This is a genomic window from Streptomyces sp. NPDC046759 (assembly GCF_040645475.1).
In the GTDB taxonomy this organism is placed as follows: Bacteria; Actinomycetota; Actinomycetes; order Streptomycetales; family Streptomycetaceae; genus Streptomyces.
Genome location: NZ_JBEYYJ010000022.1, coordinates 19,913 through 34,914 on the forward strand (window position 1 = coordinate 19,913; position 15,002 = coordinate 34,914).

Here is a 15,002-nt window from a genome sequence, read left to right on the forward strand (position 1 = left end):
GACCCGTGGGTCCCGCTCACGCGGCGAGCGTGTGACCGGGGTGCAGGACCACCTTGGTGTAGCCCTCGACCCGCTTGTCGAACTTCTCGTACGCCTGCGGCGCCTGGTCCAGCGGCAGTTCGTGGGAGACCACGAAGCTGGGCTTGGCGCGCCCGGCGATGATCAGGTCGCGCAACTGGCGGTTGTACCGCTTGACGTTGCACTGACCGGTGCCCATCTGCTGGCCCTTTTCGAACATCCTGCCTATGGAGACCAGCAGCTGGCCGTGCTTGGCATGCTCGTCGGGGCCGCCCGGGTCCGAGGGCACGTACAGACCCGGCACACCGAGCATGCCCGTCGGCCGTACCGTGTCGACCAGCGCGTTGAGCACGATGGCCGGTTCCTCGTGGCTGGCGTCGTGTGCCTGCGCCTGGTAGCCGACGGCGTCGACGCCCTTGTCGGTTCCCTCACCTCCGGTCTGTTCCTTGATCTGCTCCGCCGGGTCGCCCTTGGTGAAGTCGATGGGAATGGCCCCGATCTCCTCCGCCTTGGCGAGCCGCTCGGGCACCCGGTCGACGGAGAAGACCTTGGCCGCACCGCGCAGCAGCGCCGAGTAGGCGGCCATCAGCCCCACCGGTCCGGCCCCGTAGACGGCCACGCTCTCCCCCGGGGACACCTGAGCGAGTTCGCAACCGTGGTAGCCCGTCGGGAAGATGTCGGCGAGCAGTACGAAATCGGTCTCGAACTCGTCGCCCGGAGGCAGCTTCAAGCAGTTGAAGTCGGCGTACGGCACCCGCAGCAGCTCGGCCTGGCCGCCCTTGTAGGGACCCATCGCCACATAGCCGTAGGCGCCGCCGGCGAATCCCGGATTGACGGTCAGGCAGAATCCGGTCCGCCCGGCGAGACAGTTCTTGCAGAACCCGCATGCGACATTGAAGGGCATCACGACGCGGTCGCCCTGGGACAGGGACGTCACGCCGCTGCCGACCTCCTCGATGATCCCCAGATTCTCGTGCCCGAAGACGATGCCCGCCTCGGCCGCCGTGCGGCCCTCGTACATGTGCAGGTCCGAGCCGCATATCGCGGTCGACGTGACGCGTACGAGGACGTCGTTGGGGTGCTGGATCCCGGGGTCCTGGACGTCTTTCACCACCACGCTGAAGGGCTCTTCGTAGACGACGGCTTTCACGTCTGTCACCTCCGCCCGGTCCACCGCCGGTACTACCAGGTAACGCCGGTGCGGAAGGCGCTGCAACCGGCGTGGAAAGGCCCGCAGGCGCCGCGATTCCGGCCGCATGAGGGAACGTGCGTTCGATAGTATGGTTCGTTCATGACCGTCCCAGGTGCGGCCCCGCCGAACGTGCCGCGCAGTGCTCTCGCCGACACCCTGCTGCAACGGCTGACGCGCGTGTACACGGCCGCTGCCGATCCCGCGCGGGCCGGCTCGATGCGGGCCTACATGAAGGACGTGGCACCCTTCCTCGGCATCCCCACCCCCGCCCGCCGCACCCTGTCCCGCACCGTTCTGGCGGGCACCCCGCGCCCGGACGAGGCGGACTGCACCGCGATCGCGCTGCGCTGCTGGGCGCTGCCCGGGCGCGAGTACCAGTACTTCGCGGTGGACTATCTGCGCCGGCACGTGGACCGGTGCTCCTCCGGCTTCCTCCCGGTGGCCCGGCACCTCGTCACCGCCGTCCCCTGGTGGGACACCGTCGATCTGCTCGCCGCGCACGTCGTCGGACGGCTCGTCGCCGCCGACCCGAAGCTCACCGCCGACATGGACGCCTGGATCACCGACCGTGACCTGTGGCTGGTGCGCACGGCCCTGCTGCACCAGCTGCCCCGCAAGGAACACACCGACACCGACCGGCTGTTCACCTACTGCCTGCTCCAGTCCGGACATCCCGACTTCTTCGTCCGCAAGGCGATCGGCTGGGCCCTGCGCGAGTACGCCAAGACCGACCCCGAGGCCGTACGGGCCTTCCTGGCGCGCGAACGGGGCCGGTTCGCCCCGCTGACGGTCCGGGAAGCGCTGAAGAACATCGGCGCCTGAACGCGTCTCGACTCGCCCCGTCCGAAAACCATTCGACGCCGGGCACCCGCTCGGCGATGATCGACGGCATGTTCCGGCACGCCTTCCTTCTCGCAGCATCCGCCGCCGCGGATGCGCCGAAGGCTGCCGTCATGATCCTCGTGGCCGCTGTCGACGGCGCCCGAAGCTGACCCTCTCCGGAACGTCCGGCGGACCCCGCAGGGGGAGGGTCGGCCAGTCCTCGGGGTCCCGCATTCCGTACGAACCGATCAGGCTTCGAGGTACAGCCATGCCCAAGACGGCTTACGTGCGCACCAAGCCGCACCTGAACATCGGCACCATGGGTCACGTCGACCACGGCAAGACCACCCTGACCGCCGCCATCACCAAGGTCCTCGCCGAGCGCGGCACCGGCACCTTCGTGCCGTTCGACCGCATCGACCGCGCCCCGGAGGAGGCCGCCCGCGGCATCACCATCAACATCGCGCACGTCGAGTACGAGACCGACACCCGCCACTACGCCCATGTCGACATGCCGGGCCACGCCGATTACGTCAAGAACATGGTCACCGGCGCCGCGCAGCTCGACGGGGCGATCCTCGTCGTCTCCGCGCTCGACGGGATCATGCCGCAGACCGCCGAACACGTGCTGCTCGCCCGGCAGGTGGGCGTCGACCACATCGTCGTCGCCCTCAACAAGGCCGACGGCACGGACGACGAGGAGCTCATCGACCTCGTCGAGCTGGAGGTCCGCGACCTGCTCACGGCCCAGGGCTACCCGGGCGACGCCGTACCGGTCGTACGGGTCTCGGGGCTGCGGGCGCTGGAGGACGACCCGCGCTGGACGGCGTCCGTCGAGGCGCTGCTCGACGCGGTCGACACCTACGTGCCGATGCCGGAGCGGTACCTGGAGGCGCCGTTCCTGCTGCCCGTGGAGAACGTGCTCACCATCACCGGGCGGGGCACGGTCGTCACGGGCGCGGTGGAGCGGGGGACGCTCCGCCTGGGGGACCGCGTGTCCGTGCTCGGGGCGGAGACCGAGACCGTGGTGACCGGTCTCGAGACGTTCGGCAGGCCGATGGAGGAGGCGCAGGCCGGGGACAACGTGGCGGTGCTGCTGCGGGGCGTGCCCCGGGACGCGGTCCGGCGCGGGCACGTCGTGGCGGCTCCGGGGAGTGTGGTGCCGGCCCGGCGGTTCTCGGCACGGGTGTATCTGCTGTCGGAGCGCGAGCGGGGTCGTACGACGCCGGTCGCCACCGGGTACCGGCCGCAGTTCTACATCCGTACGGCGGACGTGGTCGGGGACGTCGACCTGGGGGAGAAGGGCGTCGCCCGGCCCGGGGAGACGGTGGACATGACCGTCGAGCTGGGGCGGGAGGTGCCGCTGGAGCCGGGGCTCGGGTTCGCCATCCGTGAGGGCGGCCGGACCGTGGGAGCGGGGACCGTGACCGCAGTGGAGTGAGACCGTGTGCGCGGGGACCCCGGGGGCGTGATCGCTCCCGGGGTTCCCGCGCCCCCGGGGTGTCGCGGTCACCCACAATGAGGGAGTGAACGCATCGATACCCGTGACCCGCACCACCGACCACGGCACCGCCAAGCTGATGCCCGACGTCGACCGAGAGCGGGCCTGGTTGCTCACGGTCGACGGGGCGCCGCAGTCGTACGTCGACCTGGATGATCCCGCCCATCTGGAGTTCGAGTACGCGCGGCGGCTCGGGTACGTCCTGGACACCGCCGCCGCCGAGGAGCGGCCGCTGGACGTGGTGCACCTCGGGGGAGGGGCGCTGACGCTGCCGCGCTACGTGGCAGCCACCCGGCCGGGCTCCCGGCAGGACGTGGTGGAGGCCGACCGGGGGCTGCTGGAGCTGGTCGCCGAGCATCTGCCGCTGCCGGAGGGCTCGGGCGTCACGCTGCACACCGCCGACGCCCGGGCCTGGCTGGAGGCGGCCCCGGACGACCGCGCCGACGTGCTGATCGCCGACGTGTTCGGCGGGTCCCGGGTGCCCGCGCACCTGACCACGCTCGCCTACGCCCGCGAGGCCGACCGGGTGCTGCGGCCCGACGGGGTCTATCTGGCCAACCTCGCGGACGCGGCGCCGTTCCGATTCCTGCGCTCCCAACTGGCCACGTTCGCCGCCGTCTTCGAGGAGCTGGCGATCATCGCCGAACCCGCGGTGCTGCGCGGCCGGCGGTTCGGCAACGCGGTGCTCGTCGCCTCGCACCGGCCCCTCGACACCGCCGCGCTGACCCGTCGTACCGCGGCGGACGCCTTTCCGGCGCGCGTCGAACACGGGTCGGCGGTACGGGAGTTCACCGGTTCCGCGCGCCCGGTCGAGGAAGCCGACGCCGTGCCGTCACCCGAGCCCCCCGACGGGGCGTTCGGCATCGGCTGACGCGGGTGACGCGGCGACGACCGGCCGGGTGCGGCGCGCACGAAGACGGTCGTGAGGGGCGCCGAGCGCGGTCGCGAGGGGCCCGCGGTGCCTGTCGTGGTGGAGGTCGGACCGAGGGCACGCAAGCGGCGGGCTGGGTTCACAGGCGCACGACGACCAGGGCGGTGTCGTCGGTGGGGTCACCGGATGGGAACAGGTCGTTGACCACGGCGTCGGCGAGGGTCTCGGGAGCGTCTGCCTGGTGGCGGGCCAGGGAATCGGTGAGCCGGGCGAGGCCGTGGTCGATGTCTTCGCCGCGGCGTTCGATCAGGCCGTCGGTGCAGAGCACGAGAACGGCAGGCCGCGGCGGCCTGGATCCGGGATTTAGTTTCAGATGATACCGTATCGAACGAGTGGATGGCGTACAGTGGCATCATGACCGACGTTCCTCCCAGGACCACGCCCTCGCGTGTGACCGACCGCCCCGGGGACACCTCCCCCTTCGCTCTCGGCTTGCTGCTGCGCCGGGCGCACTGGCGCGCGGCTGCTGTGATGGAGGAGGCGCTTCGGCCGCTCGGCATCGAGTTGCGGCACTTTGCCGTGCTGATCGTGCTCGTCGACCGTGGGCCCACGGTGCAGCGGGACTTGGCGGCGGCGACAGGGTCTGACAAGGCGGGCATCATGAGGATCGTGGACGATCTCGAGCGTAGCGGGCTCGCGGTACGCAAGAACGTCCCAGGCGACCGGCGGGTGCGCGCGGTGGAGATCACGCCTCAAGGCGTGGAAATCTTCGATGCGGCCCATGTGGCGGCGGAGCCGCTGGCCGAGCGTCTGGTCGCCGAGCTCGGTCCCGGCGAGCCCGAGAAGCTGACGGATCTGCTGACCCGGCTTGCCTATCCCGCAGGCGGTGAGGCGTAAGCGCGCCTGCGCGCCGGCTGCCCGCCATGTGGGCACACAGCCGGGCTCGTCGCCAAGACCGCATGAGGCGAATGCGGGCGGCGGCCAGGCGTCACTGACAGGGACACGGCTGTTCGCCGTTCGCGCCGCTGCCGCCGGGTGCACCTGGCCGACGGTCCGCTGTTCACCCCCGCACGCACAACCGTCGTCCCGGTGCGCGCCCCACCGGCGCGCTCAGACCCCGGCTCTCCCAGAGCCGGGTCACCGCCCTCCCGAACGGTGAGGCGCTGCGAGCTCCTTGGCCTTGGTGATCGCCTGTTCGAGAGCGCGCTCGCGGGAGGCCTCGTAGAGGGGAACCAGTTCGGACATGGCCGGATTGCGGGGGGCCATGGTGAGTTCCGGGACGATGAAGTCGAGGTCCAGGCCGAGAGTGCCCTTGAGGACGGCCTGGAGGTAGTTCTGTACGAACTCGTAGCCCGCGCGCGGGGTCCCCGGCGCGTAGGAGCCGCCGCGGCCGGCGACGACGATGGCCGGGGTGCCCTGGGCGGAGGGGGCTTCGCCGGCGGTGCGGCCGAGTAGGAGCACGCTGTCCAGCCACGTCTTGAGGGTCGAGGGGACCGAGAAGTTGTACATGGGGGCGCCGAGCAGGACGACGTCCGCCTGCTCCGGTTCCTCGATGAGCTTCACGCGCGCGGCGAACGCGTCGGGCTGCTCCGGGGTGCGCTCGGTGGGGGCGGCGTATCCGGCGGACCAGGCGTCGGCAGTCATGTGCGGGACAGGGTCGGCGGCGAGGTCGCGGTAGATCACCGTGCCCTCCGGATGCTGCTCCTCCCAGGTCCTGCGGAAGACGGCCGTGACCGAGCGGGACGAGGACACCTCGCCGGGAAACACGGACGAGTCGATGTGCAGCAGCGATGGACCTTCTTCAAAGTGCAGTGCCCGATGCGGGGCAGCCAAGGGGGATTCGTGCCCGACGATAGTTAAACGCGAGACGGTATTGCGTGATACCATCTCGAATGTAACGGAAGCTGGGGGCGTCGAGCAGGCGAGGAGTCGGACGGTCATGGACGTCTACGAGGCGGTCAGGAGCCGACGGGCGGTGCGCGGATTCACCGACCGGTGTGTGCCGCGGGAGGTGCTGGAGCGCGTGCTCTCCGCCGCGGCGTGGGCGCCCTCCGGATCGAACCTCCAGCCGTGGCACGCCTACGCGGTGACCGGCGCGCCGCTGGCCGAGATCAAGAAGCGCGCCGGTGAACGCCTCGCCGCAGGCGACCCCTGGGACGAGCCGGAGTACGAGCAGTACCCGCCGGTGCTGAAGTCCCCGTACCGCGAGCGCCGGTCCGCCTTCGGCGAGCAGCGCTACCGCGCACTCGGTATCGCGCGCGAGGACGTAGAGGCGCGCCAGCGGGCCGCTTCGGCGAACTGGGACTGCTTCGGTGCGCCCGCTGCCCTGTTCTGCTACATCGACCGCGGCCTGGGACGGCCGCAGTGGTCCGACGTCGGCATGTATCTGCAGACCGTCATGCTGTTGCTGCGGGCAGAAGGACTGCACAGCTGTACGCAGATGGCTTGGGCGAAGTTTCACAGGACCGTAGAGGAGGTCCTGTCACCCCCGGACGAGCTCATCCTCTTCTGCGGCATGTCGATCGGGTTCGAAGACGCCACGGCCCGTGACGCCCGCACGGGCCGGGCCCCGCTCGACGAGACGGTCACCTTCGTCGACGGTCCCTGGCGCCGCCACTCTTCAGTCCCTTGAGGCGCCTGTTGTCGCGCCCACATACTGGCACATATGCCATATTCATGGACATAATTCGGACGAAAGGCATCCCATGAAGATCGCAGTCATCGGTGGTACCGGGCTGATCGGATCACAGGTCGTCAAAGACCTGAACGCAGCCGGGCACCAGGCGGTACCCCACTCGAAATCCACCGGTGTCGACGTCATCAGCGGCGAGGGACTCGACCAGGCCGTGGCGGGAGCCGATGTCGTCGTCAACCTGACGAACTCCCCGACCTTCGACGAAGCCTCTCCGGCCTTCTTCCAGACCTCGATGGACAACCTCCTGGCCGCGGCCCACAAGGGTGGCGTCGGGCACTTCGTCGTCCTCTCGATCGTCGGGGCGGACCAGGTGCCGGAGCTGGACTATTACAAGGCCAAGGTGCTCCAGGAGAAGCTGCTCGCGGCCGGGCCGGTTCCCTACTCGATCGTCCGGGCGACGCAGTTCATGGAGTTCATGGATGCCGTCCTGTCCTGGACCGCCGACGGCGACACCGTCCGGTTGCCCGCCACCCCGATCCAGCCGATCGCCTCCAAGGACGTGGCCGACGCGGTGGCGCAGGTCGCCGTGGGCGCCCCGCTGAACGGCATTCGCAACATCGCCGGCCCCGAGATCTTCAGCCTGGACGAGCTGGGCCGCATCACCCTGTCCCACAAGGGCGACAACCGTACCGTCGTCACCGACCCCGCCGCCGGCATGTTCGCCGTCGTCAAGGGTGACGTCCTCACCGACAAGAACGCCCAACTCGCCCCCACCCGCTACACCGACTGGCTCTCCTGACCCGCTCGCAATCCCTGAGGCGCACAGACCGCGAAGAGCCATTCTGTCGCTCGGCGCGATGGCCTGGGACGGTACGTCGGTACGTGCCGCTCGATCCTGCAACCCCGCATCCGTCGGCCCCCGATCGTGGTGGTCGGCGGATGCGGCTCGCCGACTGCCGCCTGCCGGACTCGGCACCTCGGCTTTCCGTTCCGGGTCACTCGGAGCAGATGGGGGAGGTAGATGATCTTGGATGTCTATGAGGCGGTCATGAGCCGGCGTGCGGTTCGCGGGTTCACCGACCAACAAGTCCCGCGGGCGGTGCTGGAGCGCGTGCTCTGCGCCGCGGCGTGGGCGCCGTCCGGATCGAACCTCCAGCCGTGGCACGCCTACGTGCTGACCGGCCGGCCTCTGGCCGAGCTCAAGAGGCGCGCCGGCGAGCGCGTGGCTACGGGCGACCCCTGGGACGAGCGGGAGTACGAGATGTACCCGGCCGCCCTGAAGTCCCCGTATCGCGAGCGCCGATCCGCCTTCGGTCATGAGCGCTACAGTGCACTCGGCATTTCGCATGAGGACTGGGAGGCGCGCCAGCGGGCCGCTTCGGCGAACTGGGACTGTTTCGGCGCGCCCGCTGCCCTGTTCTGCTACATCGACCGCGACCTGGGACGGCCGCAGTGGTCCGACGTCGGCATGTATCTGCAGACCGTCATGCTGCTGCTCCGTGCGGAAGGACGGCACAGTTGCCCGCAGATGGCGTGGTCGGTGTATCGCAAGACCGTCGAGGAGGTCCTGTCACCCCCGGACGAGCTCATCCTCTTCTGTGGCATGTCGATCGGGTTCGAGGACGTCACGGTGGGCTACAGCCGTACGGGGCGGGCTGCCCTCGACGAGACCGTCACGTTCGTCGGGAGTTACTGAGGTTGAACTCGTGAAGTCGTAGGTGCTGACGGCATGTCGACCGTGTGGCACCGCCCGGGGATGCGGTATCCGCAGGGAGGCGGGCTCACGGCCGAACGGCAGCAGTTCCGTGAGGCGTTTCCACCCGGCTTACACGATTCAGGGCGTTCGGATACTCCTGCTGGGTAACGGCTGGCCTGCCGGATCCCGGCCCGACGCGCGATGGAGCGGGACGAGGACACGGCGGCCGGCTGGGTCAAGGAGGTGTGGCCCTGCGCGGAAGTCTCGTGGCGGCCCGTGGAGCCTGGCTGGTCTTTGGGGACGAAGCCGGATTCTCCATGAGCCGCCAGGGGCCGAGACCTGCGCGACCGGCGGACAAACGGGCCTGATCATCAGCACATGACCACCACGACAACACGTGCAACCTCGTAGGCCCGACGATGGGGATGGGGCGACACGCCTGGCAATCACGCGCAAATAGGCACCTAACGTGCAATGTTTGCTATTTGATCTCTCCGTAGGAGGAAATGCCATGGCGGGCAAGCCCAGCATTGTCTTCGCCCACGGACTCTGGGCGGACGGGTCGTGCTTCAACAAGCTCATCCCCACGCTCCAGGCCGAAGGGCACGAGGTCTTCGCGTCACAGCACGGCCTCGACTCGCTCGAAAGCGACGTCGCGTGCGTCAACTTCACGCTCAACCACGTCCCCGGCCCGATCGTGCTGGTCGGTCACTCCTACGGTGGGACCCTGATCACCAAAGCGGGCACCCACGACCGCGTCGGCGCTCTGGTGTACATCGCCGCGCTCGCCCCGGACGAGGACGAGACGTCGCAGGAACAGCTGGACAAATTCCCCCGCACGCCCATCTTCGAGCACGTGGACGTCGCTGACGGCCGCGTGTGGCTCAAGCCCTCGGGCGTCCCGCACTTCTGCGGCGACCTCCCGGAAGCGGAGCAGAAGCTCGTCCTGGCGACGGGCGCTGTGCCAGCGGCGGACCTGTTCAACCAACAGGTTCCCGGCACCGCCTGGCGGACGAAGCCGAGCTGGTTCATCGTCGCCAACAACGACCATACCGTGCCCCCCGACCTGGAGCGGTCCGCCGCCGAGCGCATGGGCGCCCAAATCCGTCCCGTGGACAGCAGCCACGTTCCCATGCTCTCGCATCCTGACTTCGTCCTCGGTGTGATCCGTGAGGTCGCGGAGTCCCTCGGCGCCTAGGCCAAGCCGGCAACGACCGAGATGGCCGTGCACCTGCCCGTGCTGTCCGTCCTGCTCCGGCAGCAACGGCACGTACGGCGACTGCCCCAGGACATGACCCAGGACATGACCCAGGACATGACTTAGGGCGGATGCCTGGAACTCTCGCACTTCTGCCCCACCTGGGCGGATGTCGATGACATCCCCGAGAACCCCTGCGCGGCGGGCTCGCTCTGCGACATGCTGCCGTTCGTCGGCGGACTGGGCATGTTCGTCAACTCAACAGGAAATTCGATCCGAACGCGGGGGCCCGCGCCGCCGAGGCTGTCGCGGGCCATCAGCGGGCCGTGGACCGCCTCGGCCGCGGCGACCACTGGGTCGACAATGGGGAACTGCAGGACGACGCCCCACGGTCGGGGGCGGCCGGTGAACTCCCGCCGGTTCTCGCAGAGATCTGACGGCGTGCCCTCGCCCGGGCTGCGCGGCGGAGTGTGGCGCACGTCGAGGCATGAGCGGAGGGCGTCGGCGAGGGCGGCAGCGGAGGGCGTCGAGCACGAGCACTGAGAATGGGCCGCGGCCGTGACCTGGGCGCCGCCGAGTGCCGTACCGCCGAGTGCCGTGCTGCCGAGTGCCGTACCGCCGAGCGCCGTACCGCCCAGCGCCGCGGCTCGTGGGTACCTTGTGGGCAATCGGTTTCCTCCGGCGAACGGTCGCCCCACTCGCCGCCCCACTCGCCGCGACGCGCACTGCTTCGAGTGCGCCGACCGGCCCTACCGCCGGCCCGGCGTCCCGGTCCGCCGTCTCCCGGCGGGCCGGAACGCGTCGTGGGCTCAGTCGTTCGTCGGGGTTCCGTGCAGCCGGACCGTGTGCAGGATCTTCAGAATGGTCGCCCTGGGTACCTCGCCCTTCACGCCCGCGGCCCCGTAGAAGTCGAACGACACGAAGTCGTTCTCGGAGTTCTTGAAGCCGAATGCGAAACCCTTGCCCTCCGTCACGCACTTGCCCTTCTTCGGTGTGTGGACGGACCAGGCCCAGGCGTAGCTGCCCTTGACGCCCGAGTCGGTGGTGAAGGGAGTCGCCTTCTTGTCCCAGGCGACGTGCTTCTTGTCGGGCTGGGTGTAGCCGCCGTAGACCCATGTGGCCGCCGACCCGGTCGCGATCTCGTCCGTGTCCTTGGCGCCGTTCTCGCCCCTGGCGCCGACGACTCCCAGCGCGGTCTTGTCGGTGTAGCCGTCCTTGTCGTCGTCGGAGGTGCACCACGAGGACTTGTACTCGGCCGCGCCCGACATGGTGATGCCCTTGGACTTCTCGGTCTTCGGGAACTCGAAGCCGATGCTGAGGCCGGGCGACTGGACCTCCCAGTCCGCGGGCACGTCGAAGGCGACGCCGTACCGGGGGTTCACCACGACCTTCCAGCCGGGGACGGTGGGCTTCTCCGACGTGGCGCTGCGCGGGTCGTCCGTGGCCGACGAAGTGGCCGTGGGCTGGGAGGCGGGCGACTGGCTCGGGTGCTTGCCGCCGCCCGCCTGGTCGTCCTTGCCGCCCTTCCCGCCGATGACGAGGAAGCCGGTCACCCCGGCGGCGACCACGACCGCCGTGGCGGCGAGGATCGCGATGAGCTTCGTGCGGCCGCCGCCCTGCGGCGGCTGCGGCTGCGGCGCGGGCCCGGTGGGCTGCGGCTGCCCCCACTGCGGCTGCTGCCCGTACTGCGGCTGGCCGTACTGCCCGGCCTGCGGGTACTGCTGGTACCCGGGCTGCTGGTACGGGTTCGGCTGCTGGTAACCCGGCTGCTGATACGGATTCTGCTGCGGGTTGTTCTGCGGGTTCGGCGCGCCCCCTGGCGGCTGCTGATCTGGCCACATGGCCAGTAACCCTAGTGCGGTCACGGACACGATCCGGTCACCGGGTCTCGTCAGGGTCGTAGCAGAGGACGCGAGCGGCGGTTGTCGCTGGCCAGATTCTGCTACCCGTGAGTAACATGGCGCCATGAGCGCAGACCAGATGTCGATCGGCGAGATGCTCGCCGCCACCGTGCCCATGGCCCGGACGCTGAACCTCGAGTTCCTGCAGACCACTCCGGACAAGGCCGTCGTCGCCCTGCCGGACCAGGACGCCTATCACAACCATGTGGGCGGGCCGCACGCCGGTGCGATGTTCACGCTCGGCGAGTCGGCCAGCGGGGCCATCGTGCTGGCCGCCTTCGGGGACCAGCTCTCCCGGGCGGTGCCGCTCGCGGTCCGCGCCGACATCGCCTACAAGAAGCTCGCGATGGGCGCCGTCACCGCGACCGCCACGCTGGGCCGCCCGGCTGCCGACGTCGTCGCCGAACTGGACGCCGGACAGCGTCCCGAGTTCCCCGTGGCGGTCGAGATCCGGCGCGCGGACGGCGCCGTGACGAGTGAGATGACGGTCGTCTGGACCCTGCGCCCCAACGGCTAGGAGTGGCGGCAAGCCGGAGAGGGGCCTGGTCGCAGGCCCCTCTTCGCCGTGTCCGCCGCCCTGCGCCGCCCGGTCCCGGTGTCAAGGCCCACTTGTGGCGGCCGGCGACCCTCAGGATGTCGTCCGGACCGGACGCGGCGGCCTTCTCGACCATGTACTGGACGGGGGACGGCGGGGGGCGCCGGAGAGTGCGGGCATCATGCGGGCCGCGCTCCGGGACGCGGATGGGAGCGCATCCGGAGAGACATGGGAACCGGCTGCGGAAGTGATACCGCCGGTAACTGCTCTGGAATTCGCCGATTCTGAAACCGAGTCAATCGAGCTCCTTGTTTCCTGTGAGCGGCGTGTGCGAAGGTGAGCCTCCCCGCGGGAGGGCAAAGGCGGGCGTCGAACGCCAAGGCCGGCCCTTTAGGTATGCACCAATCGGCACTGCTTTCCGACAGGACGGCATTTCGTGTGCTGTCCTGCGGCTGGAAGGAAATGGTTCCGTGCAGTCCCCCCACCCCCCACGCCCGCCGTATCCACCCGTACCCGGTCCCACCGGGGAGTCCGACCGCCAACTCGCCGCCCGGCTCGGCGGCCCGCACGCCGCGCGTCACCACGCCGTCGCCCTGCTGCTGGCCCGCCACTGGCGGGCCGCCCGCGACTACGCCGCCGTCTGTCTGACCTCCACCGGGCCCGAGGCCCAACTCGTCGCCACCGCCGCCTTCCACGAGGTGCTCGGCCGCATGGCGGGCGGCGCGCTCGGCGGCGCCCTGCGCCCTCAGCTACTGGTGGCCGTCCGCGAGATCGTCCGTGTCTGGGCCGCCGACGAGGTGGCCTGCGCGACTCTGCCGGAATTGCGCAAACCCGCCGGCGGTCGCGGACTGCGTGCGACGAAGCCCGGAACGCCGGAAAGACGGCAACTCGCCGAACGCGCATTCCAGGCCCTTCCCGGCGCCTCGCAATGCCTTCTGTGGCACACCGAGGCAGAAGCCGAACCCATAAACATACCAGCCGGTCTGCTGGGGATCGACCCGGACACCGCGGCGGCCGCCCTGGAACAGGCGCGCGACCAATTCAGAGCCGGTTGCGTACGCGCCCACCGGGAACTCGCCCCCTCCAGGGAATGCCGCTTCTACAACCGGCTGCTGGAGGCTCCCATGCGCCGGGGCGGCGACCTGCTGCCGGATGTGCGGCAGCATCTGACGGCCTGTGCGTACTGCCGGCACGCCGCCGAGACCTTCGGACTGTTCGACGACGGTCTGGGCCTGCTGCTCGCCGAGACGGTGCTCGGCTGGGGAGCCCGCCGCTATCTCGGCTCGCGTCCCGGGCGCGGGGCCGAGGAGCCGCCCCCCGAGGGGGCGCCCGAACCGGCGCCCGAACCGGCGCGAGCGGCGGTCGGCGGCAGGCACCGCACCGGGCCCGGCAGCCGCCACCGCAAGGCGGTGGTCATCGGCGTCGGCCTGACCTCGCTCGTCCTGCTCGTCACCGTCCTCGCGGTCAGAAGCTGGTCCGACGACAACGGTCTCCCCAAGCCCGTCACCTGGGGCGCCCCCGCCGCTCCCCCCGCGCACCCCCGAGGCGCCGGTACGCGCCCCGCGACGTCCCCCTCCGCCGCCTCGGCCGGCGAACCCGTCGAGATCGCCCACGGCAGCCTGCGCGGTCTCGCCTCCGGACGCTGCCTGGACGTGCGTGGCGACGCCGTCCGGGCGGGCGCGGGCGTGGGGCTCGCCCCGTGTTCGTCCGCGGCCTCGCAGCAATGGTCGTACCAGGACGACGGGTTGCTGCGCAGCGTCGCCGACCCCTCGCTGTGTCTGGCCGCCGACCCCGTGACGGACAGCGTCGTGCTGGCCGGATGCGTCGTGCACGCCGGGGACGTGGTGTACGACATCACCGTGCGGGGCGAGATCCTCCCGCGCCGGCACGAGAGCCTGGCGCTCGCCCCGGTGACCGGCGGCGCGTCGGCCCGCGTCGGGCTGGCGCCCCGCGACGGTTCGCCGGGCCGGCGCTGGGTGCTGGGGCCGGGCGCCGGAGCAAGTCCGGGCGGCCTCGGCGGTCAGGGCGCGGGCGCCGGTGCCCATCCGGCCGGTCCCGGCGGCCCGGACGGCGGTGCCGGCCCGGCTGGTTCCGGCGACCCGGGCGCGGCGGACACGCCCGGCGGCCGGCGGCCGGGCCTGTCCCGGGGCGAGGTGGACGGCGCGCCGCACGGCGACTTGTGGCGTGTGCGGCCGGAGGGTGACGGCGGTGGTCCGGGAGGTCCCGGGGCGTCGGGCACGGCCGACGAGCCCCGGATCGCGCAGGTGCGTGCCGGTCACGACCGGCGGGGTGCCGGGTCCGTCGCGGCCGCCCGGGTGGTGCGTGCGGTGCACGACGTCCTGCCGCCGGTCGCCGGCGCGGTCGCCGCCGTACCGGCGGGCCGTGGGCGCGCCACTCGGCCGACGCGCCGCGCCTCGTCTTCCGGCCGGCCGGCCGTGATCGAGCCACGGCGCCGAAGGCATGTGGAATTTACAGACTTCGAGCGGATGTCCCGGGGCGTTGCCACCGGATGAGTGCACGGTGAAGCGGGTGGTCGCTTTGCCGGGGTTGTGGTGGTGCGGCACGTGGACCCGGGTGTCCCCGCGCCCGCACCCGTGAGAGGAATGACCGCGTTTCCCGGTTCTTGCGGGGAA

At 70.7% G+C, this 15,002-nt stretch carries 14 protein-coding genes and 1 pseudogene; 10 read left to right on the top strand and 5 right to left on the bottom strand.

All coding sequences use genetic code 11. The features are described from left to right. Positions 1 to 16: 16 nt before the first annotated feature. The gene (locus tag ABZ919_RS27045; RefSeq protein ID WP_361252655.1) at positions 17 to 1,168 is read right to left on the bottom strand and encodes a glutathione-independent formaldehyde dehydrogenase; all 1,152 of its coding nucleotides are present in this window, start codon (positions 1,166 to 1,168) and stop codon (positions 17 to 19) included. Positions 1,169 to 1,309: 141 nt separating this feature from the next. On the opposite strand from ABZ919_RS27045, the gene ABZ919_RS27050 reads away from it, so the two are divergent. The 3 genes from ABZ919_RS27050 (at position 1,310) to ABZ919_RS27060 (ending at position 4,404) form a co-directional block, all read left to right on the top strand. Then, a complete protein-coding gene (locus ABZ919_RS27050; RefSeq protein WP_361252657.1) occupies positions 1,310 to 2,032 on the top strand; it encodes a DNA alkylation repair protein in 723 nt (240 codons plus the stop codon). 268 nt (positions 2,033 to 2,300) lie between these two features. Beyond that, positions 2,301 to 3,473 carry an elongation factor Tu gene (tuf, locus tag ABZ919_RS27055; protein ID WP_361252659.1) on the top strand — a complete coding sequence of 391 codons (1,173 nt, stop codon included), beginning with the start codon at positions 2,301 to 2,303 and terminating at the stop codon, positions 3,471 to 3,473. 85 nt (positions 3,474 to 3,558) lie between these two features. Next, the gene (locus tag ABZ919_RS27060; protein WP_361252661.1) at positions 3,559 to 4,404 is read left to right on the top strand and encodes a fused MFS/spermidine synthase; all 846 of its coding nucleotides are present in this window, start codon (positions 3,559 to 3,561) and stop codon (positions 4,402 to 4,404) included. 139 nt (positions 4,405 to 4,543) lie between these two features. Here ABZ919_RS27060 and ABZ919_RS27065 read toward each other — a convergent pair. Continuing rightward, positions 4,544 to 4,741 (bottom strand): annotated as a pseudogene (locus ABZ919_RS27065) (SpoIIE family protein phosphatase); the annotation flags it as partial. A 77-nt stretch (positions 4,742 to 4,818) separates the two neighbouring features. On the opposite strand from ABZ919_RS27065, the gene ABZ919_RS27070 reads away from it, so the two are divergent. Further along, positions 4,819 to 5,301, top strand: a complete 483-nt coding sequence (locus ABZ919_RS27070; RefSeq protein WP_361252663.1) for a MarR family winged helix-turn-helix transcriptional regulator — start codon at positions 4,819 to 4,821, stop codon at positions 5,299 to 5,301. Between the two features lie 240 nt (positions 5,302 to 5,541). On the opposite strand, the gene ABZ919_RS27075 is transcribed toward ABZ919_RS27070, so the two are convergent. After that, on the bottom strand, positions 5,542 to 6,237 hold the full coding sequence (locus tag ABZ919_RS27075; RefSeq protein ID WP_361252665.1) for an NAD(P)H-dependent oxidoreductase: 696 nt from the start codon (positions 6,235 to 6,237) through the stop codon (positions 5,542 to 5,544). A 106-nt stretch (positions 6,238 to 6,343) separates the two neighbouring features. Here ABZ919_RS27075 and ABZ919_RS27080 point away from each other — a divergent pair, with 106 nt between their 5' ends. The 4 genes from ABZ919_RS27080 to ABZ919_RS27095 all read left to right on the top strand — a co-directional run bounded on the left by ABZ919_RS27080 (position 6,344) and on the right by ABZ919_RS27095 (position 9,933). After that, complete coding sequence (locus ABZ919_RS27080; protein ID WP_361252667.1) at positions 6,344 to 7,036, top strand: nitroreductase; 693 nt, start codon at positions 6,344 to 6,346, stop codon at positions 7,034 to 7,036. Positions 7,037 to 7,109: 73 nt separating this feature from the next. Further along, positions 7,110 to 7,838 carry an NAD(P)H-binding protein gene (locus tag ABZ919_RS27085; protein WP_361252669.1) on the top strand — a complete coding sequence of 243 codons (729 nt, stop codon included), beginning with the start codon at positions 7,110 to 7,112 and terminating at the stop codon, positions 7,836 to 7,838. A gap of 228 nt (positions 7,839 to 8,066) precedes the next feature. Beyond that, positions 8,067 to 8,735 (top strand): nitroreductase, encoded by a 669-nt coding sequence (locus ABZ919_RS27090; protein WP_361252908.1) that lies wholly within the window; start codon positions 8,067 to 8,069, stop codon positions 8,733 to 8,735. Between the two features lie 511 nt (positions 8,736 to 9,246). Continuing rightward, on the top strand, positions 9,247 to 9,933 hold the full coding sequence (locus ABZ919_RS27095; RefSeq protein ID WP_361252671.1) for an alpha/beta hydrolase: 687 nt from the start codon (positions 9,247 to 9,249) through the stop codon (positions 9,931 to 9,933). 122 nt (positions 9,934 to 10,055) lie between these two features. On the opposite strand, the gene ABZ919_RS27100 is transcribed toward ABZ919_RS27095, so the two are convergent. Both ABZ919_RS27100 and ABZ919_RS27105 read right to left on the bottom strand, forming a co-directional pair. Further along, complete coding sequence (locus tag ABZ919_RS27100) at positions 10,056 to 10,601, bottom strand: hypothetical protein (protein ID WP_361252673.1); 546 nt, start codon at positions 10,599 to 10,601, stop codon at positions 10,056 to 10,058. A 141-nt stretch (positions 10,602 to 10,742) separates the two neighbouring features. Beyond that, complete coding sequence (locus tag ABZ919_RS27105) at positions 10,743 to 11,774, bottom strand: hypothetical protein (protein WP_361252675.1); 1,032 nt, start codon at positions 11,772 to 11,774, stop codon at positions 10,743 to 10,745. Between the two features lie 124 nt (positions 11,775 to 11,898). Between ABZ919_RS27105 and ABZ919_RS27110 the strand changes: the two genes are divergently transcribed. After that, a complete protein-coding gene (locus ABZ919_RS27110) occupies positions 11,899 to 12,351 on the top strand; it encodes a DUF4442 domain-containing protein (protein ID WP_361252677.1) in 453 nt (150 codons plus the stop codon). A gap of 488 nt (positions 12,352 to 12,839) precedes the next feature. After that, positions 12,840 to 14,882, top strand: a complete 2,043-nt coding sequence (locus ABZ919_RS27115) for an RICIN domain-containing protein (protein WP_361252679.1) — start codon at positions 12,840 to 12,842, stop codon at positions 14,880 to 14,882. Positions 14,883 to 15,002 lie beyond the last annotated feature (120 nt).